Origin of the sequence: Deinococcus sp. Marseille-Q6407 (assembly GCF_946848805.1) — a bacterium.
Classification (GTDB): domain Bacteria; phylum Deinococcota; class Deinococci; order Deinococcales; family Deinococcaceae; genus Deinococcus.
In genome coordinates this window covers 15,995-35,989 of record NZ_CAMPFU010000006.1, presented here as the reverse complement: position 1 = coordinate 35,989, position 19,995 = coordinate 15,995, and the positions used below count along the sequence as shown (strand labels likewise).

The window sequence follows — 19,995 nt, the reverse complement described above, 5'->3', positions numbered from 1 at the left end:
TGGAATGTCCAGAATCCGCTGTGAGAGAATATGGGTGCGCTCCCCTGAAACCTGTTTGTACACACTTCCAGAATTTCAGCTCTGGGAGCGCTTTTTGTCCGCCTATTCAGGTGCAAGTTCTGAGTATATGCTTCAACGCTCCTCTCGCCCCAGCTGTGGGGCTGGGGCAGTCTCAATTATGATCAAGTGAGATTCAACACACCCCGGAGGTTCTATGAAACGATTCACCGCCCTGCTGATGCTCCCTGTGCTTCCCGTCCTGCTCACCGCCTGCCAGAGCGGCTTTGGCGTACAGAAGGTGTACAGCGACGTCATGGTCAAACCGCTGCCCGGACGCGACAGCGCCTTTGGGCCGAAATGCCAGACCATCGAAGTCCTGAACCACCACGACACCGGCACCAGCACCCGGAAAATCAGCCTGATCGGACGGGCCAGCGCTTCCCAGGAAACCAGCGCCAAGACGTCGTGGGTGATCGGCCAGAGCGTCACCCGGGCAGGCGGCTGGTTCACGGTGACCGTCAACTGCTACGACGCCAACATGAAGCAGACCGGCACCTGGACAGGCAGCCTGAACCCCTCCAGCTACGAGACCGGCAATCCCAGTCAGCCCCGCAGGAGCGTTATCTACGTCACTTCCAACTTCAAGAGCGACTACGCCGATGGCAGCCAGCAGCCCCGCAAGGGTGACGGCCCCATCGCGTACAGCGATGCCCCCCTGCTCAACGGCCAGGACCCCACGGCCCAGCCCTGACAGCCCAGCCCTGACAGCCCAGCTGCCTGACAGCCCAGGCCCCACGCCTCTCAGGCCCCTCTCTCAGGACGGTGCCTGAGAGAGACCCAGGGCATGAACACATATCAATGCGCACAGATCTTCGGTCAAGGCCCCTTCCAGTTCGAAGTGTTGATGCTCGAAACCGCACGCACAGCGCTCCAGGCCGCACAGGACGCCGGCTCAGCACTCATGATCATCCGGCCAGACGGCCAGATCAGCGTGCACCCCGGCTACAAGGACAGCGACCTCAAAACCCTGCAAGAAGCCGTTGAAGGCTACATCGAGCCGGTCACCGTCACCCGGCCTCAAGTCTCCCACAGCGGCCCTTACGGTTTGTGTGTCAGAGTTGCGGTCATACGGCAAATGCCGATTGGAACGCTGCTCTGAACATTTTGGCAAGGGCCTTGCCATCAGTCCAGAACGTAGAAGTTATGCGTGGGCTGAGAAGCCCCGTCCTTCAGGGCGGGGAGTAGGTCACTTCAACATGACTGGCTACATCGGTTACCTGCCCACGGCCGATGGCCGGCCTTTTGATCCCGGCGAGAAGAGCTTGAGTTCACTGAAACGCTGCTTGTCCCCACTGCAACAGGAATGGAAAGAAGCCCTGAACCGCGCTGATGAGCAGGACACCTTCCGTAAGGAGGCACAAGCACACGCAAGAACCAAGCTGCTCCAGTAACTGTTCCCGAATTTGTACCCCTACCGCCTTGACAAGGGAATTCATCCAAGGTGCAGCTCTGGAATAAAGCCCGCAACCCAAAGGACGAAAGACACCCTGCCTAACGGCAGGGTAAAAGGCCACCATGTTCTTCCAATCCCTTCATCACCTGCAAGCAGCCCTGAATGGCACGAAAGGCCCCCCCCATGCCTAACTTCAGACTTTTTAGCGAGTCCGCCCACTGTGCCGTTCCCCTCGCCGTCCTCAACGAGCGTGGCCCCCTATTGCTCGCCATCGATTACGGTGGCAGACGCGGGCTGCTGCTGGATGAACGGTGGCTGAACGACGAATTCCTGCGGCACTCCCTGGCAGAACACAGCGAAGCATCTGCCTTACTGCGCACTGTCGCCCGCTGGCGCAGTGGCGTAGGCAGCAACCTGAAGACCCTGCTCGCCGACCTCACTTCCGTCCAGCAAGCGGCCAGCGAGGAAGCCACGGCAGCCCTTCTCGACTTTATGGAAGGCGACCCCCAACCCCTAAGTACGCTCAGCCGCAACACCCTGTTCGCTGACCAGCTTCAGCGTGCCCTAGTGGTGGAGTATGGCTTTGGCCCCTACGGACCTCTGTGCACAGTGCAGTCTTACAGCGGCCGCGGCATGTGCGGGGAAACTTGCCTCGGCATCAGCCTGAGCGACGACTTTGATACGGACAGCATCATCGCAGACACCCTCAACGACTGGGCTGACCACGCAGGCCAGGAAGAAGTCCAGCGTCTGCAGGAACTCCTGCGTGGCCGCAACTCCGAATCCCTTGGCCGCGGCTCAATACGTTACTTCCCAGCCTTCGCACTAGAGCGGCTCTACACCGCCGATACGGGAAAACTGTAGGACTCAACCCATACACCTGACATCCCCAAAAGCCTCACCCTAGATCCACCTCTTCCTCCACGGTTGCCGGGGCAAAGTGAGGCTCAGGGCCACACCTTACAGACCTGAGTAAAAAGCTGTTCTGGAGGAGTAATTCTCGCTCCGACCGGTGCCTGCTGATAACCCAAAGTAGCTAGGGAGTAGGGGAGAGGCAGTACAGGAAAAGCTCCTCTAATGCCCCCTGAAACCATTTGTGCATCCGTGACCGGTGCAGTACCTTCCCTGAAGGCCAGGCTCTCGCTGTACGGAAAACCGAGTAGATGCACCGACTAGCGCACATCGAGGCGAGCCAGTAGGTTTTTCAATGAGCCGGTCCCTTCACCAAAGCGATGCAGTTCCCTTGTCAACTCACGTGAGCAGGTCCGCCAGCCCTGAATGTCCTCTTGCAGATCAGGACTGAACACTACCCCCGTCAGCTGCAATGGCTCTATGACAGAAAATGGCGCGGTCCTGCGTAGTAAGCCAGTACATTTGCTCCCCAAGCGGAGCGTCAGCACTTAAAAGTTCGTTGCCTTCATGAATTAATCGATCCAGTTCTTCATTCAGTACGTGCGCTATCAGCGTCATGGTTTTATTCTCTAAGCGCAAGACTGCGATAGCCAAGTGATCAGGCCCAGCGGAACCTATGGATATGGGTAATCTTGATCATGGCGTTTTGATTGCCGCTAGGCCAGGGGGAAATATCACTGCCTTGCTGCAGGGACGGTGAGAACCACCAGTGAGATGGACGTCAGGAACGTGTTGCCATTTAAACGCGTAAGTACCAGCAAACCTTGTGCGCCACAGGAACGTGCAGGCCAGTAAGCCAAGAGCCGCAGCCGTGGGCGTGAACTGCAGCGACAGAATCAGAGATATTTATTCTGTTATAGACTCTCTTCCCTAAGGTCATTTAGGTAAGAGACAATTTGTGTTCGTCGAATCACTGCTTGCTTATTGATAACGGCGCAAGTTGGAATCAGTTTGCTGGCACACTGAGCGCGCTATACGGAAACCGACATCCACCAACCAATCGGCATTACGCACGGGTATGATACCGCTGGCATAGCACCTCATCAAAACCATCAAGAAGCGTTTCCCACCAGTGCTGGAAACTCCGCAGGCCCAAAGGCTACCGGGTCACCGCTGGAGGCCTGCTGCAAGCCGCATCCCTCCAACAGCACGCCGGTCAGGAGAAAAGTACACCCCATGTCATTGCCATTTACCCTGAAAACCCTCCAAGAAGACAAGCACCTCTGTGAACATGACGCCCGCCAGGAAATCCTGAGCGGCCTGAGCAATGGCCAGCTGGCCGTGGTCGCCACGGAACCACTCACCTACAAGGCCACCGCCCGGCCTGCCGGGCCGCCCGCCACTGAGATCAGCCGCCTGCCGGCACAGTGGCAGCACGTGCTGGAACTGGCCCGGGAACCGGTTCGCCAGAGCAAACTGCTGGCCCAGACTGACCTGAGCAGCTTTGAACTTCAGTGGACCGTGCAGCACCTGTTGCGCCTCGGCCTGCTGACCCAGATCCGTACTCGACTGTACTGGTATTCCCCCGACAAGAGCACAGCTGCTCAACCCATCACACCTGTGACCTTCCAGCAGTACCACCAACGCCTCGGCAGCAAGCACCAGGACGCCCGGATGCGACTCCTGCGTGAACTCCGCAACGGCAAACTGCATATCGTCACCAGTGCCCCCCTGAGCTACAGCGTTCAGCCCCCGCAGGAGCCTGTCCCGGTCCCCGAAGCATGGCAAAACCTGCTCAAGCTGTGCGGCCAACCTCAGACGTTTGCGGATCTGATGGAAGCCACCGGCATCAACCGCAACGAACTGCGCTGGCAGCTGATTCACCTGCTGAGTTTGGGCGCCCTCTATCAGCCTGCCAAGGGCCTGTACTGGACACAGGCGGAGCCGCTCGACAAGCCCCGCAAGATCACCCAGCGGCGCACCACGCCACGCTATGAGGCCGCCAGGAAACTGCGCGAGGAACGCCTCGCTGCCGTGAGCTGGCCTGCTGGCGTCAGAGAGGTTGCCCGCTGCTGGGGGCTGCCTGTCTCCTCGGCCAACGCTTACCTGCTGCGGCTGAAGGAGAATGGCTACCTGGTCCGCGAGGACGGTCTTTACCGCCTGGCCTGAATGGTCACAGGCAAAAAACACCTGTACTCCCGCTGCTGGAGCTTTGGCTTTCCATCTCGTAACTTCACGTACAGCCGGGTGTTGCCAGCTGAGGTATTCGCCCTGGGCGCGGTACTGACGGGCCAGTTTCCAGGCCGCAGACAGTGGACAGGTGCCTTCATCGGTCTGATTGGCCGCAGCGTGATACACCGTCTGCCAGCGGGTCATCGTCTGCCCCTCTTGGAAAAGAAGTTCGTGGGCGGCGCTGACTTCCTCTGCCCAGTCAGCCAGATCGGCCAGCAACTTTTCCTGAAAGATGTGGTGTCCGGTGCGCTGTGCCTCTTGGCGCATGTGCCGGTGATCGTACATCTGGCTTTCCCAGCGGCGAATCTCCCGCATGTGCCGGAGCGGGTGAGGCCAAAAAAACCCGGCACGGTGGCCGGGGTGTGGGGTCTATATCGGTTGACCCGTGCTCAGGCTCAGGCGTTTGCTGGTGCCGTCCGGCGTGCGGGTGACGGTCCATCCTGCGGCCTCTATGCCTGCCATCACCCGATAGACCCGGCTCTCGGATTCTCCCAACTCTGTGATGAATCGGTCTACGGTCCATTCCCCTGGCTGCGTCTGCATGAGCCGGAGCATTTCGGCGGTGAGTTTTGCAGTGCTGCGGGTGCTGTTGGTCTGTGGCATAGTGGAATCCTCCCGTTGGTTCTCTGGCGGGGATGAGAAAGACCCGCCGAACTTGGTTGCTCGGTGGGTCTTTTGCTGTCGGGGTTACTGCTGGCTGTTCCAGTAGGCCACGATCTGCTCTTCCTGTGCTTCGTCCAGGTTCCACTCGGGGTTGGTTTCCCGGAGGCTCTGGACGGCTTCCCGGACTTCCTGTTCAGTGGCGAAATCGGCAGCGGTGAATCCGGCGAAGGCTTTCTCAAATGCTTGTTCGTTGGTCATGATGTTCTCCTTAGCAGGGTCTTGGATTTGGTTGCTTCCCTGCCTGAGAACAGAATGACATACCCTCTGCTATCTGTCAACTACTGAAGTATAACGGGGGGAGTTCGTTCAATCTTAATCTGCCACAACGTTGTCTGTCGGGTCAGTGTTCCCGTCGTCTGCCGGGTCATTGAAATTGTCAGCTCTCAGTCCTGCACCCATGTCCATGATCAAGTGGCACTCCGGCGCGGGGGTCTGGACATCTTGCCGGGCCAGCCTGCGGCCCAGCTTGTATCGGCGCCAGCAGGTATCCACACACACCCCAGAGTGCTTGCTCAGCCAGCGGGGGAAGTCGGTCCCCAGTCTGCCGATGCGGTGGAAGTCCAGACTCAGGCCGAATGCGAACCACGCCTGGGCATGGATGCGCTCGGTGGCCGGCGGTCCTTGAGCTGTGCGGTGGCTTTCACTCCCAGTCCTCCATGCGGTGCCGGTTGTCCCTCAACACCTTGCGCGTCATGCGGTTGTTGATCTTCCTGCCCCGGCTTTCCCGCTTCTTGTCCCGGTACTTGTCTGCTCGGTTGGGGTGTCGGTTCACAGCTTGGCCTTTCTGCGCTGTCAGAATCTGACAGCACGAAAGAACCCCCGGGCGCTGGGCCGGGGGCTTGACTTGGGTGCAATACGGGAATCTAGCGAAGTATAGCATTTCTTCAGTCCGAACGTGCCAACCATTCGTCCAGCAGCTTCCGCACGAGCTCGGACTTGTTGATGCTGCGCTGCTCCAGCTCTTTGGCTTGGTCAGCATACAGCACCACCTGCCGCTTGACCTTCTCCCTGCCGGCGCGGGGGCCGCGTGGCAGGCTGGCGAGGGCGCGGGCCTCCTCGGTGGTGCGGACAGGCTTAGCCAAATGGCTTGTGCTTGGATTCGGGTTTGCCATTTTGCTATCCTTTCTGTGTCGGTATCTCTGACGCTGGCCGACCCGCCTCTCGTTAGGCAATCCTGCATCTCCCATCGTTGGGGAACTGAAATGCAAGCGGCCAGAAGAAACCCGCCTCCCGTGACTGGAGGCGGGTCTTTTGTCGGATTAGTTATTCAGTGCTTTGGACTTGTTGTCCATTTCTGAAACTTCCTGACCGTAGAGGTCCTCATTCTCGTACATCCGCTGCTGCTCTGGTGTGTCGGCATTTTTCCGGACAGTGCGAATGTGCACTTGGAATTCCCGCACTTCTGCTGCGGTGAAAGTTTCAGTGCCGTCAAGCTCAACGGTCACATCGCTCTCGATACCCCGCTCCTCAAGCGCATCTGCGGCGAGGTGGATTTTGCTGATGAGCCAGCCGGGTGTGTCGCTGTCTTCGATGCCGGTGATGACTTCGCCTGTTTTGTGGATGGTGACTTTGTATTCGCTCATGTCGGTATCTCCCTGTCAGAGGCTTGGATTTGTGACTCCCTCTGATAGGCCTACTCTAAGCCCCTTTGCCGCTAGTGTCAATACCTTAGCGGCAAAGGGGAGTAGAGTAGCGCCGCCAGCATCTCCCGCACCTCGCCCGGCACGCTGCTCTGCGCCTTGTAGCGGCCCGGCCCCTTGCAATACCGCCACGGCATCGCCTCACTCCCGCTCAGCCGGTAGTTGGATTTGGTTGCTTCCCTGCCTGAGAACAGAATGACATACCCTCTGCTATCTGTCAACTACTGAAGTATAACGGGGGGGAGTTCATTCAATCTTAATCTGCCACACGTCCTGAATATGGTGACGGGTGGCCGGCATGTTCAGCCGGTGCAGCCCGATTGCTGTGGCATCGTGGTTGATCGCGTGCGTCACTGCGTTTGTCGCGTTTCCTCAAGGACTTGCAGCAGGCTACTTCTGGAGGCCTGTTGCAACTGACTGAGGGCCATACCCTTCCCTGCGCTCCCGCTTAAGCGTTTGAAGTTGCTATTGAGAGCACAGTGGAACTGCCAATACCTGGCCTTTATTCCTGTCAGCACCTGTAATACAATGGTTTCCTCTTTAGGCATCACTAGAGAGTGGATTTGAACAAACTCAAAAGAGACCCCGGCTGTGGTTGGCCGGGGTCTTTGAGCTTTATGGAAGTTTTAACGTGTCTATAGGCACCCCAACTGACTGGCTGAGCACTCTCTAGCCTCCAGCCGAAGGAGGCAGGCCAGGCCCCGGCAAGGCAGCACCGCTGCGACTTTTCTGAGCCAGGCCAGCGGCCGGCACAGCAACATCCCCCCGCAAACAGCCGCGGGGGGATAACGGTACTGCGATAGAAAGGAGTGACCTTGAAACAAGCCCCAGGTGTACGTGTCCGCACTATCGATATCAGTGCCCTGCCCAAACATGGACTGACCCTTGATTACCCGGACCAAAGCACGCAAGAACATATTTCCGCCATCGCCGGTTCAAGACGGATTGGTGGATTTCTGACCCCCACCGAAGCTCGCTACATTCTTCGACGCGGCGAACGGCTGATGTACGCCACCGTTCATGGTAAGGAACTGCAGAGCGTCAATGTCGTCACAAATACACCTCACCGGCTGTCACGCGTCCAGCGGCAGCGATTGCTCGACGAAGTGCTAGACATCCTCAGCCAGCCCTTCCCCACATCCTCACGGAGACGCAGATGACCAAGGAAATAACCCAGACCATCTTTGGACCGGCTGAATTTCAGGTGACCCATACGGGCAAGCTACATCTCACCATTCCCGGCATCATTACGGTCAATGGCGTGCAGTACACCGGTACACGAGTTTATGAAACCGACCATTGTAACGGGACTGCCTGCGCTCCTTCGGTATATATGTACCGCAAGGACACATCCATAGAAGCTAGCCCCAGCGCCAGGCAGAAGGTCATTCACGAGTGGCAACGACAGCGCAAGTTGCTCCTCACTCAAGCCCGGCTTGATGAGGCAACCCTCGAGCATCTGCAGTACCAGTTGCAAAGTGCAGAACGCGACGTAGCAAAAGCGCAAGAGCAGCTCCAGGCCGCTGAGAACATCGCATACCAGGCCCGCACAGAGCTTGAACAATGGCAAGGCCAGCGCCATGCTCCAGCCGCCGCTTTCTAAAGGTGACATAGACCAACTTCGCGCCATTAAAATAAAGTGGTCATCCCCCCATAAGGAGTTCTCCCCATGAACAACCATATTCTTCTACAAGGTGTCCTGACCCGCGATCCCGAACTGCGTTATACCCCGAGTGGCCTGGCCATCTTCGAAGGCACCATCAGCGGTGAACATACCACCCCTGATGGCAAAACGATTCCCTTCTACCACGTTTTTTCCATGCTAGGAGCCAGTGCAGAAATAGCAGCTGAGCATGAACTCAAAGCGGGCGACGGCCTGTTTTTAGAGGCTGCTTTCGACTATCAAAGCTGGGAAAAAGAAGGCCAAAAGCAGAGCGCTCTGAAAATTAAAGGGCTGCGCTTTGAGCCAGTGTTGGTCACTGAAGAAGTCGTGACCGACAGCGGCGGCGGCAAACGCTTGAGCGGTGGACAGAACCTCGCCATTATCACTGGCAATCTGGCGGCCGACGCTGAAGTACGCTATACCCCCGACAACACCGCTGTACTGGACTTGAATGTGGCCATTAACGAAACCTGGGGCCACGGCGATAAGCGTCAGAAGAAAACCCACTGGGTGACGGTGACGCTGTGGCGCAAACTGGCCGAACAAGCTCAGGAACTGAAAAAAGGCCAGCGCATCATTGTGCGTGGCTACGTCAACAACGAATCTTGGTCTAACAAAGAGGGCCAGAAACGCTCGGCCACCAAACTTGTGGCCGAACATCTGAACGTCAGCAGCCGTAAAAAAGCGGCTGAGTCAAACTAAATTTCCCGCACAGTCTGCCTGACCGTTGCTCCAAAGCAGCGATCAAGTGCAGGCATTGTGTCCCCGTAGGACCTCCCGTTCAGAAACTTAAGCGAGCCGCACTAAGCCTCATGCGAATCATCTGTGAAAGCTACGAGAAGACAGGGAACACTGCCTTAAGACGTTCGGTGTTTCCTGTCTTCAAGCCGCTCAATGACTGTATTTCTCAGAGAATGGCAGAATAACAGGCCGGATGACGACAGGTTTCGTGGCGCTAAGGCCAGAAAACATCGTCCCATACAACACGTAGGGCAACCTATCAGGCACTGAGAGATAAGACTCATCTGGTCCTTTAGAAAAAGGAAAACTGCAAGATGGAATTTGAACCTGGAAAAACCTTTACTGGTCTAGCGCAAAGAACGCTCGCAAATATTGACACAATTGATAGATTGTTAGAGACAGAAAAAATTAGAAGGGGCGAGTTCTATGAAGTAACCCTACTAGTGAACTCTCTTCTGAGTCTGATTATCTTTTTGGATAATGATGAATACTTACCCAAAAAAAGGTTGGAAACGATAAACATTCAGGACTTTGGCCCCACAAGCTTAAACGGATTAGCAAATGCGAATCTGAAAAATGCAAAGATTAAAACTCTGAGAGAGCTTGTTAAACAGCTGCGTAACTCAGTAGCACATGCATCTATTGAATTTGATTCCGAACCCGTACAGAAACAAATCACTGCAATAATTTTTAAGGGCATTTTGGACAAAAAGAAGCCAGAAGAAGTCTGGTCCATGCGCATGACTCAAAAACAAGTCATGAAATTCGTTAGGATGCTTGTATGGGAAATTGAAGAACATACTAGAAAAAGAGCAGAGAACTACTCCTCCAGTAATATGAACCCGGACACCTGATTGAAAAAAATTCCCGCCATTTAAGGCACCAAGCAACTCCGCCGTCAGAGCTTCCCTACGCGGGTGCCGTTGGCAAGAAACACCCCTTTGGATAAAGCACCAAAGGGAGTGTGCAGCGGTCATGAACATCAACATGAATCCAGTCACCACGGCAACCATGCACATCGGTCTGAACGGCAATAGAGGCACCATCGGCCTACGTTTACGCGGGGACCAGGTAGAGCTGCTGAACCCCACTCCCGCCTACGAAGAGTTTTCCCTCTCGAAGGAACTGCTTCCTGCTCGCCGCACGGGTGACCGTGTCGTTTTGCTACACGGCACATTGAGTGATGCAGGCTTCGAAGTCAGCCACAGTGACGTTTTCGCGGAGAGCATTTCCCCGGAGGAACTGCACGGCCTCGCAAAACGCGTACCTGACCTGCTTAAAGAGGCCAGCTTTACTGTGCCAATCGGACGCGGTCAGTTGCACATTCAGCGTGGTGAAACCGGCGTGTCACTTCTGCTTGCCGACATTCATTACTGGATACCTGAGCATAAACTGGCCGATTTCTGCTGCGCTGCTGAACATCAGGGGGAAGTCTCATACGTGGCCGTCAATGACAACAACACACTCAAGCTCAAAAGCGGCATACGGCGCAGCATCCTTGAAACATCGGAACAGGCCCTTATCCTGAGCCTGGAGCAGAGCTATTTGCTGGGCCGAAGCCTCCGCGCGGCTGGACTAAGCCAACCACCAGCCAGTGACAACACCGACGAATGGAGTGTGCCTGCTGAGTTTTGAGCAGATGGGCAAGACCTGGTAGAACATCGGTCTTGCGCTGCTAAGCTCAGCAACATGAACGCCAAGAAGGTCCCTGTGCTGATCCTGCTAAGCACCGTGCTTGCGGGTTGTAATTCGGACAGTGGCAATAACAAAACTACGCTGCTCTCCTTCGATCCCCGCCTCACTGACTTATATATGGAAGCGGCACGTGTCAACGCCATCAACGCGGCGTCTACTGTGGCTATCTCGCCGGGAAAATACTGTCTCGCATTTGTTAGCGGCAATGAAAAGCCCATCAGTGGCCGTATCGAAATGACCTTTCAAGAACCCAACCTGTACTTATATGCCGACCGCTTTACTCAGGGCACCGACGTTTTCGCTCAAAATCACTCGGGCACTTACTCGATTAAAGGACAGGCCCTCGTTCTTCTCAGCGGTACGGGACAGGAATACATCATTCCCTTGAGCGGCACCACTGCCAATGCTGTTAACCGCTGGGGCGAGTTGCCTCTGACCCGTGAAGGCTGCACCAGCGTTCCGCTTGAAGGACAGTCGCTGACGGAGGCCACCACTGCAGCAACCACTGAGCGACAATCAAGCAGCTATCCTTGGACTGCTGACCCTAACAAAATTACGCAACCCAACACTCCAGGCTCGCTGACCCAAAAGGAGTTGACACCGCCTGAAAACGTGCCGGTTAATCCCAGCTCCCCAACAACTCCAAGCTCCTCTACCCCACCCGGTACACCCGTTACGCCGGCCGCCCAACCTAACTCGGCGGCAACTGCAACCCCACCCAATACGGCTCCAGCCACTCCGGCAAACCCAGCCGGCGTTCCAGGCACTTCACCTACTGCGCCCACTCCACCTACTGCACCCACTCCACCTACTGCACCCACTACACCGTGATCTGTCCCTCACAATAAGCGGGGACACAGATTCTCAATAAACGTGATGACTCTCTGATTCGGAAAGGACTCTACACTCTTTTTATGCAACACTTTGTCTTTCCCAGCAATGACCATGCTCAAGCGTTTATTCAAGACGTTCAAGCAGCTGGTATCTCTCCCGCCCACATCCACCTCGCCAATGTTCGACCTGTCGAAACCACCGAGCAGACCACTGTGGTTGATGGCACACCAGCCATGACCCCAGGTGAAGGCGCAACTTCAGGCATTGGCGCTGGCGCCCTGGTTGGGGCCGCTGCAGGTATAGCCGTCACCATCGCTACGGGTGGATTGGGCGCCGTACCGCTTATCTTGGGCTTCTCGGCCCTCGGCGCAGCCACCGGAGGCGTCAGCGGCGCAGTGGAAGGTGCAGTGGAAACAGCTACTGCCGGACCTGACGGTTACCTCGACGAAACCCGCCGTCACCAGATTGTCCAGCACATTCAAGAAGGCGGCCAAAGCTTGGCTGTAGATGATGTAACCAATACCGACCTGGTGAACTCACTGGCCGTCAAACATGGCGGTCAACTGGTATAAGTTCTCAGTGCTGAGCCCCTGTGACCGGTACCGATCTGACGAGGTCTGTACCGGCCTTTCTACACTCAAGGACATCAACCCCCCATGGATATAACCCCCTTTGGCCACGATATTTTCTGTCAAGCCATCGCCCAGTGTGAGCATCAGCTTGAACAGATGACCCTTGACCTTTCCGACAACCTGATCCGCGATATGAGTGACGGTGGCCCCACCACCTTGCGCCACGAACAAGACAGGCTCCGCGAACGAGTTGAGGAGCTTAAGCAGTTGCACACGCAGGGTGTAGTGCGCTATCCCAAAACCTCGGATACCACTGAACTAGGCAGCAACGTGTCCTTGCAAAACGAATCAAAAACTATACACATACTGCTGCTGAGTCCTGAAGAATTCGCCGCCAAACCGCGCCATCTCAGTGCAGTCAGTACGGCTTCGCCCATCGGACAGGCGCTGCTGGGCTCCCATGTAGGCGACCAGCTGAAAACTCCATGCAGATACACCTTATGAACCAGCTCTTTTTATGTCTATAGAATCTGGCGTCTCAGACAGTGTTACCGGAGTTTTGAGGGGTAGTCAGAAGATCAAGAATTCCTCCACCAGCACGGCTATTCGCTCAGCTATGCAAGGTGCAAGTTATGAGCCATATCATTCTGAATTCTTATAATTTCCTCTACTGTAAGGATTTTTGAGCTAAATCTATCTCTAAGATATCTTTCGGCAGTCAGGAGCGCAACTCCATCCTCATTGAGGTAGCGCCAAAACGTTTGCAAGGCTGCCAAATCAGCCTCCGACCTAATGGAGACGTGCTTATTTGTGTCACCGGTCAGCTTACAGATTCCCATGAGTGCCGTATTTGCGGCTTGGTCGATAGGTGATTTAACTATCCTGGCGCTTGAAGCCTTTATAGAATCAGCCCCAAAAAGCAGCGCGGCTAGGCTTCGGTGCGCTCCGCCTCCATGAATGTAAACAACCCCATCAGTCTCGAAGATTGTTATGTCAAGATTTGAGCTGGGTATATTTTCCTTGGAATCTAATCCTAATAGAGCGTGTATGGTTGAATCATATTTCACTCCCAGGATGGGGTCGTCACCTCGATCAAGGCAGTCAACAAATTCCTTGAATTGTATGCTTAGAAGGCCTTCTACATGAAGGCACTCTCGCGCCAAAAAATCTAGATAACTTCTGTGGTAATTTGACTTAACGGCAGCCTGGCCAGTAATCCCGTCTTCATTTACATCAGTGTCTGAACTTATATCCGTACGTATTTTCTTAACTAAGTTTTGGAAGTCGGCTCTGGTGCTTGAATCTGGAGATAGGGACTGATACTGATTCCTATATCCCTTTATTATCCTTCTGATTTTTGCTTGGCCCTTGCTTAAGGGAAACTGGGGTAAGGGCGCATCTTCGCTACTAACCGGCAATATCTTGGCGTTTACATCTACTAAAATATTGAAGCCCTCTCCCTTACAATCGGAGATACGTTTCAGGCGTGCGTATTTTATTGCCTGTGCAAGACTAATGCCTTTTTTGTCGGCCCATGTGCCAATGGGAACGTACATAATCCTCATTATATGGGATCAAACATAATAATCCTCAACCTCTACAGGCCGCTGCCCAACGAGCCAGTTGATACTTCCTGAAAGTGCGTCCACTTGGTCATCATGCTTGCCCATCGGGAAGTCTTCTAGCTCATTCATCAGGTCGGTGCGCCCTGACTACCCCTCAAAACTCCGGTAACACTGTCTGAGACGCCAGATTCTATAGACATAAAAAGAGCTGGTTCATAAGGTGTATCTGCAATGAACCACCTGAACCAGCCGCCCCAGGATAGCCTTTTCGCAGCTCTTCGTCCTTTCTTCCGTATCGACCAGCGACGGTTCACCGTCCTGGTCGCGCTGATTCTGGCAATCATCCAGCAGCACAAGCACGGCGTGAACTGAGCCTCCTGAGCATGAACGCTGAGAAAATTGGGGAACTGAAACTGCACCTCGCAACGTTAAAAGAGGAAGAGGACCGAGAAAACGGACCTTGAAAACATCACTTACGCACCCAGACAATGCAAATATGCTCTCTCAGCCGCACGTTACCTTCAAGCTACCTAGACCTGCCCCCCCTACCAGACCATTTTCTTGCCTGCTCGCACTGACGCACCGACCAGCGCCAGACAGCGTGCAAGAGGAAGAAACGTCCTCCCGCAGCCAGCGCTGATGCCCAACGGACAGACACACGCCCTAATCAACCTGAGTGTCCTGACCGTGGTTGCAAGTAGCTACCTCAGCACGCCCACCATACAAGGCACCCTGGGCCTGAACGCGCTGTGGGCCTGCGGTGGCTTTCTGTGCGGCACACTGTTGGTCACCCCGGACCTTGACCTGAACAGCCCTACACTCGCCCGCAAAGCCTGGGGACCGTTGGGGTTTATCTGGATACCGTATGCCCGTCTCTCACGCCACCGGGGAATGTCTCACAGCTATATTCTTGGCCCCCTGATTCGCGCGGCCTACATCACGCCGCTGCTGTATGGCGCGCTGATGCTCAGCAACTTATCCTTCACAACACTGAATGTGGCGTATGCCCTGGCTGGCTACTACCTGAGCCAATGGCTGCATTCCGCCGCTGACCGCATCCCACTGCACCACGACCTTGCCTGCCTTACCGCGCAGCACAAATGACTTCCGAAAGGAGTTCTATGGTTCATATCAGCAGCAATCCACAGGAACAGTACTTGCTGGTCACTCACCCCAACGGCCTAAGTGTGCAACTGGATACCGCCGAAGCCAAAACCCTACTGAGAGCCCTGCTTTACAGAGAAGCCTTTACCCTTGGAGATGTGTTGCAACTCAATGAAAATACCCTGTTGTTCGCCGGGTACGAACATCCCCTGAACACTGCAGAACGCGCTCGCCTTAGCATTGATGTGCAGCGCAGCCTTGAAGAGCTACCGTGACATCGGACTTGCGCTGTTAGGCTGGAATGAACATCATGCCTGCTACTTTCCGTAAACTCAGTCACCTGACCGTCGAACTTGCCAATCCACAGCGGTCTGACCGCTTTGTGCGTGAATTGCGGCTGGCCGTGCGCGATGGCGTATTTAGGGCCATATTCCTTAAAGAGTATTTCGTCTTGCCCAAAGAATTCCGCAGTGGCAAAAAGCAGCGCAGAACACGCGACATGCTTATTGAATGCTCGGATGAATTTGAAACGTGGCTGGCGGAGATCAACCGTGAACTGGCCCGCCCTGTGCGCGGGGCACCGGTGCCCGTAACCGAACGTACCGTCACCACCGGAGCCGTCAATTTCGATGCTCTGGCTGAAGCGACCAGCGAGCTACTGGAACGCCAACGCCAAAGCGGCCAGCGCCTCGGCCAACAGCATGGCCGTTTCGTCAATAAGAAAAGTTAATTTTTAAAATTACCAAAACAGGCCGCGTAAAAGCACGCTCGCTGCCAAAGGGAACTAAAGCAACAGATTGCCGCTGAGCATCGCCGGGTAGCGAACCGTAGGCGGGATTTCCACCATAAAACCGCTCGTGCGCTGGTCAATCGTCACGATGCTGTGTTCCACGAAGACTTAAACATCATTGGCTTGGCCCGCACCCGTACCGCAAAAGGCGTACTGGATGCAGGTTGGGCGCAGTTCATCAACATTCTTTCCCTCAAAGCTGCGAATGCTGGTCGGAAAGTGATTGGGGTTGACCCCAAGTATACGAGTCAGGATTGTTCCTGCTGTGGACATCGGCAAAAGGTCAAAATCGGCCATGCCTATGTCTGCGCGAATTGCGGCGTAGACATGCACAGAGATGTGAATGCCGCCGTGAACATTCTGAATCGGGGCCGGGATGCGGCCTTCTGCGAGAGCGTGCAGGTTGCGGCGCTTGCTGACCAGAGAAGCCCCGCGTTTTAACGCGGGGAGTCATCACTCCTCAATCAAAGAATCCCAAGACGAAAACCACTATCACAGCACAACAAACGCTCCCTCCACTCTTCTGCCACCCTGCAGAGGAGTGATTCAGTTTTGAGCAGCCCCAGCTCTCCCTCGACGAACAGTTATCTCGCTGTACGTCATCTTCACGCTGAGCAGGAGAAAGACCGGGCTTAACCTCACGTGGCAAAAGCCAAGGCTGGTGCTGGCCTGCTCTTCTCCCTAAGACCAGCGGAGGAAGACGGACCTAGGCCGGAAAGCTTCAGCACCTGCAAAAGCGTTCCAAGCTCCACCCAAAAAAATGCAGGTCTGCATATATACAAAGTGAAAGGCAAAAAGGAGCAGCAAGATTTACGGAGAGCGTTGAAAGCCTTTGTTTTGTAATCCCTGGAATTAAATGACGAAAGAAAAGTACCGAATCTATTTGGCTCTGTAAGGCCGCTGAAGGGTGGAGGAACAGAAGCTACGGATAAGCAACCCAGTACAAGGCTCGCAAGCGCTTTAAGAGGGCTTTCAGGAGGGAGAAAGCAAAGACTCCCCCAAAAAGACCGGCCAAGTGAGCCATCCAGCGCCAAAACGGCCTCACAAGGCCCAACCAACGAAGAACCGCGAAAATGTAATCCTTAGAACACAATGATGGTCTTCTCCCCCACACCCCCGATGATGTTTTTTTTGTTTTTTTATCTTTTAAAGACTGATGATAAAAAAACATCATCAAGGCGGCGACCCCGACTGCGTCTATGACGGCCTTTTTAAGATCAATCACGGCAAAACTACAATGGGATCACGGCAAAACTACAATGGCAGCAGAACCTCTTCACGGCAAAACTACAATGACTGTTGCCTAAAAAAACCTGTGGAAAAATGTTGTGAGCATACCAATCACGGCAAAACTACAATGAGATCACGGCAAAACTACAATGGCTAGTTACTAAAAAAACCTGTGGAAAAATGTTGTGAGCGTAGTAGACAGTGGGCAATCACGGCAAAACTACAATGGGATCACGGCAAAACTACAATGGGATCACGGCAAAACTACAATGGGCAATTACAGAATTTCAGGGCCTCATTCTGAGGACAACCTTTGCATTCTGCTCTACTGGAGTACCGCAGGGTCAAGCGGAACCCGTGCTGAAATTGTCCAGCAACCAACGTTCATAGCTAGGCTCTGAAGCCAGCTCACAGACTGTATGCTGCATACAATATTGAATAACTATGCTAAAAACAGTCAAAGGAGAACCTAAAAAACCCCGGTCTTCTCAAGGAAGTCCCGGGGGAAGTAGCGGCATAGCCAGTGACGGCGCTGTGTTAGGGGTCAGTCGAAGCAGGAGCAGCACCAGGTAACCCAGATTGAAGTTCCGAGTACCAGGAGCGTAGCAATGCCAGTCGCTCTGCAGGCCGAGCCGTTAACGGCACCAGCTCACGCAACCGAGAAAGCGGCAACTGCTCAGCCACGACTGCAAACAACTGGCGTTCTTCAGCTGTAGCCCGAAACAGCAAGCGCTCAACATCACCTACAGACTGAAACGGACTCGGTTCGGTATCCTGCGTCTCCTGCACTGACGGTTCAGCGGGCGAGACAGGAGGCTGCGCAGCCCGTGGTTTCGCCGGAACGGCAACCTGAGTTTTGGCCATACTCATAAGTTGCACCTTGCATAGCTGAGCGAATAGCCGTGCTGGTGGAGGAATTCTTGCTCTTTTTGAATTTGGCTCAGCAGGTGGTTCAGCCTGACTTCGGGGAAGAGGGTATGTAGGGCCAAGCGGGCTGCCTCTTTCAGGGTCATGTCCTCAGAGCGGTACAGCATGGTTAGGGTGAAGGCCAGGAAGACCATCAAAATCCAGCGGTCCAGACCCCTGGCAGTTCGCAGCGCGAACTGCGCCAACCCAAACTGATGCTTCCCTTCTTTGAAAAACGACTCCAGTGCCCAGCGCCGTTTTCCTTCGGCCAGGATGTCATCCCCCTCTAACAGCTCAGACGACACCGCGAAGAATTCGCGGTCCCCACGGTCCATCCTCCCCAGAGACAGCGTTTCCAGAGGCCAGTTGGCGAGGTTGACGTACCCCCCATGCGGACAGTCCGCAACCGTCACCTGTCCAGGATGCTCTGTGCGCCGGTTGCTCCTCACACCCACCACGAACTCGAAACCCAGGCGCTGCACACCGTCCAGAAAGACAGCGGATTCGAATCCACTGTCTGCCAGTACGCAGACCTGAAAGCGCTTCCCGACGAAGTTTGGCACCTCTTCCAGCAGGTCAAGGGCTAACGTGACGGGAGTGCTGGTGTACTTGCCCTGGTAGACCCGGTAAGAAATGGGGAACTTCAGTTCCCCATACTCGGCGAACAAGACCACCAAATGGATGCCGTGCCTGCCGTTGTAGACGCTGACGTAGGGCAGTTGAGTCCCCACCTTTTCTACCGTGGTCAGGTCCACACTGAGACGCAGACGAGGTCTGCGTTTGTGACGAGCCGCGTCCAGCAACATGCGCCATTGGGTGTCCTGCATCTCTTCCCAGCAACGGTCTGAATCCCAGTCGTAGATGTTGAAGAAACGGCTGAGTGCACTGGGACTGACTCCCTCAGCCTGGCTGAAGTTGGTCTTCTGGCCTGGACTGTGGAAAAGGTGCAGCGAAGCTTGCAAGCTTCGCCGTTGGTACAGCGTCTCTGGAATGTCCAGAACCTGCTGTGAGAGAATATGGGTGCGCTCCCCTGAAACCTGTTTGTACACACTTCCAGAATTTCAGCTCTGGGAGCGCTTTTTGTCCGCCTATTCAGGTGCAAGTTCTGAGTGGAGCAGTCGCTATAGCTACGGATGAAGAATGGGATGATGAGGACTGAAATAGAGCTGTCGAACGCATAAGCATGGGAAGTGAGACTAGGGGTCAAGTTGTGGGGCAGCCTCTAACTCAGCAGCCTAATCTGCAGAGGAAGGCTGAACGGCAATCAAGCTCTGTACCGAAGTCGTCTGCGGAGCGGAAAAATAAATCTGCCTCTAGCGCGGATCCACACCGGTCCGCACCGCCGCCAAAGAAATCTACTATAGAAACGCACTTTGGCCCCAGCCCTTTCGCTGGTCCCTCCCCTTCCACTGAGCGGGACGGTCACTGTCCCCAGTCACCACAAGGTACAGTGCAGCCGAAGCAGGGGAACCAGAACCAGGCCGGCCAGAGACGTGGTCAAAAGCAGTTCAAAAACTACGTCTATACCTACAACGAGTCGGACAGAGAGATTACGCAAGAGGCCCACTCGCAGAAGGTTGACCGGCGAGGGATGGAATACGCCATGGAGTATGAGCAGCGGCACAACCGGACACCAGAAGACTGTTCTGCCGATACTGGGGCTGGCTACGATATTTTTTCTACTGAGCTCAGCGGTGAGGTGCGGTATATCGAACTCAAAACGGTTTCAGGGCCCTGGGGTGACCTGGGCGTGACCTTGAGCCGCAATCAACTGGCCGCGGCCCGGAAATATGGCGAGCGGTACTGGCTCTATGTCATAGAGGATTTGGACGGTCAGCCTAAGCTCCACGCCATTCAGCACCCTGAAGGACAAGTCACCTATTACGTCTTTGATGGCAGCTGGCACGGGAACGCCAGCTACTCAGAGGAACTCACTCTATGAGGGGCTAAGCGAGGGACTCCGCCCCGCGTTCCATGGCAAGGGGTAATAACGATAGCTCATACGCCTAAAAACGTGTCAAAAATGGCACTCCCCAGAGCGTCAGCATCAGCGCA

Annotated in this window: 26 protein-coding genes and 1 pseudogene; 21 read left to right on the top strand and 6 right to left on the bottom strand. The window is 55.0% G+C overall.

Features of this window, described 5'->3' with window-relative positions; all coding sequences use genetic code 11:
- Window positions 1-214 precede the first annotated feature (214 nt).
- The 7 genes from OCI36_RS12195 to OCI36_RS12165 all read left to right on the top strand — a co-directional run bounded on the left by OCI36_RS12195 (window position 215) and on the right by OCI36_RS12165 (window position 5,176).
- Window positions 215-751: a hypothetical protein gene (locus OCI36_RS12195; RefSeq protein WP_261665355.1), complete on the top strand. Its 537-nt coding sequence runs from the start codon at window positions 215-217 to the stop codon at window positions 749-751.
- A gap of 93 nt (window positions 752-844) precedes the next feature.
- Window positions 845-1,159 (top strand): hypothetical protein, encoded by a 315-nt coding sequence (locus tag OCI36_RS12190; protein ID WP_261665354.1) that lies wholly within the window; start codon window positions 845-847, stop codon window positions 1,157-1,159.
- Window positions 1,108-1,245 carry a transposase gene (locus OCI36_RS12185; protein WP_261665353.1) on the top strand — a complete coding sequence of 46 codons (138 nt, stop codon included), beginning with the start codon at window positions 1,108-1,110 and terminating at the stop codon, window positions 1,243-1,245. Before OCI36_RS12190 ends, OCI36_RS12185 begins: the two co-directional genes overlap by 52 nt.
- Window positions 1,246-1,256: 11 nt before the next feature.
- The gene (locus OCI36_RS12180) at window positions 1,257-1,451 is read left to right on the top strand and encodes a hypothetical protein (RefSeq protein ID WP_261665352.1); all 195 of its coding nucleotides are present in this window, start codon (window positions 1,257-1,259) and stop codon (window positions 1,449-1,451) included.
- Between the two features lie 263 nt (window positions 1,452-1,714).
- Window positions 1,715-2,317 (top strand): hypothetical protein, encoded by a 603-nt coding sequence (locus OCI36_RS12175; RefSeq protein WP_261665351.1) that lies wholly within the window; start codon window positions 1,715-1,717, stop codon window positions 2,315-2,317.
- A 1,224-nt stretch (window positions 2,318-3,541) separates the two neighbouring features.
- On the top strand, window positions 3,542-4,474 hold the full coding sequence (locus OCI36_RS12170; RefSeq protein WP_261665350.1) for a hypothetical protein: 933 nt from the start codon (window positions 3,542-3,544) through the stop codon (window positions 4,472-4,474).
- Entirely contained in the window at window positions 4,475-5,176 is a 702-nt protein-coding gene (locus OCI36_RS12165; RefSeq protein ID WP_261665349.1) for a hypothetical protein, read from the top strand.
- Window positions 5,177-5,224: 48 nt separating this feature from the next.
- On the opposite strand, the gene OCI36_RS12160 is transcribed toward OCI36_RS12165, so the two are convergent.
- From OCI36_RS12160 to OCI36_RS12150, 3 genes are all read right to left on the bottom strand, one after another.
- Window positions 5,225-5,398: a hypothetical protein gene (locus OCI36_RS12160; protein WP_261665348.1), complete on the bottom strand. Its 174-nt coding sequence runs from the start codon at window positions 5,396-5,398 to the stop codon at window positions 5,225-5,227.
- 686 nt (window positions 5,399-6,084) lie between these two features.
- Entirely contained in the window at window positions 6,085-6,282 is a 198-nt protein-coding gene (locus OCI36_RS12155) for a hypothetical protein (protein WP_261665347.1), read from the bottom strand.
- A gap of 177 nt (window positions 6,283-6,459) precedes the next feature.
- Entirely contained in the window at window positions 6,460-6,783 is a 324-nt protein-coding gene (locus OCI36_RS12150; RefSeq protein ID WP_261665346.1) for a hypothetical protein, read from the bottom strand.
- Window positions 6,784-7,655: 872 nt separating this feature from the next.
- Here OCI36_RS12150 and OCI36_RS12145 point away from each other — a divergent pair.
- From OCI36_RS12145 to OCI36_RS12110, 8 genes are all read left to right on the top strand, one after another.
- Window positions 7,656-8,000, top strand: a complete 345-nt coding sequence (locus OCI36_RS12145) for a hypothetical protein (protein WP_261665345.1) — start codon at window positions 7,656-7,658, stop codon at window positions 7,998-8,000.
- Complete coding sequence (locus tag OCI36_RS12140) at window positions 7,997-8,443, top strand: hypothetical protein (RefSeq protein WP_261665344.1); 447 nt, start codon at window positions 7,997-7,999, stop codon at window positions 8,441-8,443. The genes OCI36_RS12145 and OCI36_RS12140 overlap by 4 nt, the downstream gene beginning before the upstream one ends.
- A gap of 66 nt (window positions 8,444-8,509) precedes the next feature.
- Window positions 8,510-9,205, top strand: coding sequence for a single-stranded DNA-binding protein (gene ssb / locus OCI36_RS12135; protein ID WP_261665343.1), 696 nt, complete (start codon window positions 8,510-8,512; stop codon window positions 9,203-9,205).
- Between the two features lie 353 nt (window positions 9,206-9,558).
- Window positions 9,559-10,098 (top strand): HEPN family nuclease, encoded by a 540-nt coding sequence (locus OCI36_RS12130; RefSeq protein ID WP_261665342.1) that lies wholly within the window; start codon window positions 9,559-9,561, stop codon window positions 10,096-10,098.
- A gap of 121 nt (window positions 10,099-10,219) precedes the next feature.
- Window positions 10,220-10,879 carry a hypothetical protein gene (locus tag OCI36_RS12125; RefSeq protein WP_261665341.1) on the top strand — a complete coding sequence of 220 codons (660 nt, stop codon included), beginning with the start codon at window positions 10,220-10,222 and terminating at the stop codon, window positions 10,877-10,879.
- 54 nt (window positions 10,880-10,933) lie between these two features.
- A complete protein-coding gene (locus tag OCI36_RS12120; protein ID WP_261665340.1) occupies window positions 10,934-11,770 on the top strand; it encodes a hypothetical protein in 837 nt (278 codons plus the stop codon).
- An 83-nt stretch (window positions 11,771-11,853) separates the two neighbouring features.
- Window positions 11,854-12,345 carry a hypothetical protein gene (locus OCI36_RS12115; protein ID WP_261665339.1) on the top strand — a complete coding sequence of 164 codons (492 nt, stop codon included), beginning with the start codon at window positions 11,854-11,856 and terminating at the stop codon, window positions 12,343-12,345.
- A gap of 84 nt (window positions 12,346-12,429) precedes the next feature.
- The gene (locus OCI36_RS12110) at window positions 12,430-12,849 is read left to right on the top strand and encodes a GreA/GreB family elongation factor (protein ID WP_261665338.1); all 420 of its coding nucleotides are present in this window, start codon (window positions 12,430-12,432) and stop codon (window positions 12,847-12,849) included.
- A 110-nt stretch (window positions 12,850-12,959) separates the two neighbouring features.
- Here the strand turns inward: OCI36_RS12110 and OCI36_RS12105 are convergent, their stop codons facing one another.
- Window positions 12,960-13,901 (bottom strand): hypothetical protein, encoded by a 942-nt coding sequence (locus OCI36_RS12105; protein WP_261665337.1) that lies wholly within the window; start codon window positions 13,899-13,901, stop codon window positions 12,960-12,962.
- A gap of 240 nt (window positions 13,902-14,141) precedes the next feature.
- Between OCI36_RS12105 and OCI36_RS12100 the strand changes: the two genes are divergently transcribed.
- From OCI36_RS12100 to OCI36_RS12080, 5 genes and pseudogenes are all read left to right on the top strand, one after another.
- Window positions 14,142-14,282 carry a hypothetical protein gene (locus OCI36_RS12100; protein ID WP_261665336.1) on the top strand — a complete coding sequence of 47 codons (141 nt, stop codon included), beginning with the start codon at window positions 14,142-14,144 and terminating at the stop codon, window positions 14,280-14,282.
- A 267-nt stretch (window positions 14,283-14,549) separates the two neighbouring features.
- Complete coding sequence (locus OCI36_RS12095; RefSeq protein ID WP_261665335.1) at window positions 14,550-15,014, top strand: metal-binding protein; 465 nt, start codon at window positions 14,550-14,552, stop codon at window positions 15,012-15,014.
- Between the two features lie 17 nt (window positions 15,015-15,031).
- Window positions 15,032-15,289: a hypothetical protein gene (locus tag OCI36_RS12090; protein ID WP_261665334.1), complete on the top strand. Its 258-nt coding sequence runs from the start codon at window positions 15,032-15,034 to the stop codon at window positions 15,287-15,289.
- Between the two features lie 26 nt (window positions 15,290-15,315).
- Window positions 15,316-15,744 carry a hypothetical protein gene (locus OCI36_RS12085; RefSeq protein WP_261665333.1) on the top strand — a complete coding sequence of 143 codons (429 nt, stop codon included), beginning with the start codon at window positions 15,316-15,318 and terminating at the stop codon, window positions 15,742-15,744.
- Between the two features lie 60 nt (window positions 15,745-15,804).
- A pseudogene (locus tag OCI36_RS12080) lies at window positions 15,805-16,245 on the top strand (RNA-guided endonuclease InsQ/TnpB family protein); the annotation flags it as partial.
- Between the two features lie 481 nt (window positions 16,246-16,726).
- Here OCI36_RS12080 and OCI36_RS12075 read toward each other — a convergent pair.
- Window positions 16,727-17,029: a hypothetical protein gene (locus OCI36_RS12075; RefSeq protein ID WP_261665332.1), complete on the bottom strand. Its 303-nt coding sequence runs from the start codon at window positions 17,027-17,029 to the stop codon at window positions 16,727-16,729.
- A gap of 871 nt (window positions 17,030-17,900) precedes the next feature.
- Window positions 17,901-18,989 carry a transposase gene (locus OCI36_RS12070; protein ID WP_261665331.1) on the bottom strand — a complete coding sequence of 363 codons (1,089 nt, stop codon included), beginning with the start codon at window positions 18,987-18,989 and terminating at the stop codon, window positions 17,901-17,903.
- Between the two features lie 401 nt (window positions 18,990-19,390).
- Between OCI36_RS12070 and OCI36_RS12065 the strand changes: the two genes are divergently transcribed.
- A complete protein-coding gene (locus OCI36_RS12065) occupies window positions 19,391-19,882 on the top strand; it encodes a DUF3883 domain-containing protein (protein WP_261665330.1) in 492 nt (163 codons plus the stop codon).
- Window positions 19,883-19,995 lie beyond the last annotated feature (113 nt).

Bases quoted from the DNA above. Each gene is read 5' to 3' on its own strand.
- OCI36_RS12160 (WP_261665348.1), bottom strand. From the start codon at position 5,398: ATGACCAACGAACAAGCATTTGAGAAAGCCTTCGCCGGATTCACCGCT.
- OCI36_RS12085 (WP_261665333.1), top strand. From the start codon at position 15,316: ATGAACATCATGCCTGCTACTTTCCGTAAACTCAGTCACCTGACCGTC.
- OCI36_RS12110 (WP_261665338.1), top strand. From the start codon at position 12,430: ATGGATATAACCCCCTTTGGCCACGATATTTTCTGTCAAGCCATCGCC.
- OCI36_RS12165 (WP_261665349.1), top strand. From the start codon at position 4,475: ATGGTCACAGGCAAAAAACACCTGTACTCCCGCTGCTGGAGCTTTGGC.
- OCI36_RS12150 (WP_261665346.1), bottom strand. From the start codon at position 6,783: ATGAGCGAATACAAAGTCACCATCCACAAAACAGGCGAAGTCATCACC.
- OCI36_RS12105 (WP_261665337.1), bottom strand. From the start codon at position 13,901: ATGTACGTTCCCATTGGCACATGGGCCGACAAAAAAGGCATTAGTCTT.
- OCI36_RS12095 (WP_261665335.1), top strand. From the start codon at position 14,550: ATGCCCAACGGACAGACACACGCCCTAATCAACCTGAGTGTCCTGACC.
- OCI36_RS12125 (WP_261665341.1), top strand. From the start codon at position 10,220: ATGAACATCAACATGAATCCAGTCACCACGGCAACCATGCACATCGGT.
- OCI36_RS12180 (WP_261665352.1), top strand. From the start codon at position 1,257: ATGACTGGCTACATCGGTTACCTGCCCACGGCCGATGGCCGGCCTTTT.
- ssb (WP_261665343.1), top strand. From the start codon at position 8,510: ATGAACAACCATATTCTTCTACAAGGTGTCCTGACCCGCGATCCCGAA.
- OCI36_RS12170 (WP_261665350.1), top strand. From the start codon at position 3,542: ATGTCATTGCCATTTACCCTGAAAACCCTCCAAGAAGACAAGCACCTC.
- OCI36_RS12090 (WP_261665334.1), top strand. From the start codon at position 15,032: ATGGTTCATATCAGCAGCAATCCACAGGAACAGTACTTGCTGGTCACT.
- OCI36_RS12100 (WP_261665336.1), top strand. From the start codon at position 14,142: ATGAACCACCTGAACCAGCCGCCCCAGGATAGCCTTTTCGCAGCTCTT.
- OCI36_RS12140 (WP_261665344.1), top strand. From the start codon at position 7,997: ATGACCAAGGAAATAACCCAGACCATCTTTGGACCGGCTGAATTTCAG.
- OCI36_RS12115 (WP_261665339.1), top strand. From the start codon at position 11,854: ATGCAACACTTTGTCTTTCCCAGCAATGACCATGCTCAAGCGTTTATT.
- OCI36_RS12190 (WP_261665354.1), top strand. From the start codon at position 845: ATGAACACATATCAATGCGCACAGATCTTCGGTCAAGGCCCCTTCCAG.
- OCI36_RS12130 (WP_261665342.1), top strand. From the start codon at position 9,559: ATGGAATTTGAACCTGGAAAAACCTTTACTGGTCTAGCGCAAAGAACG.
- OCI36_RS12120 (WP_261665340.1), top strand. From the start codon at position 10,934: ATGAACGCCAAGAAGGTCCCTGTGCTGATCCTGCTAAGCACCGTGCTT.
- OCI36_RS12195 (WP_261665355.1), top strand. From the start codon at position 215: ATGAAACGATTCACCGCCCTGCTGATGCTCCCTGTGCTTCCCGTCCTG.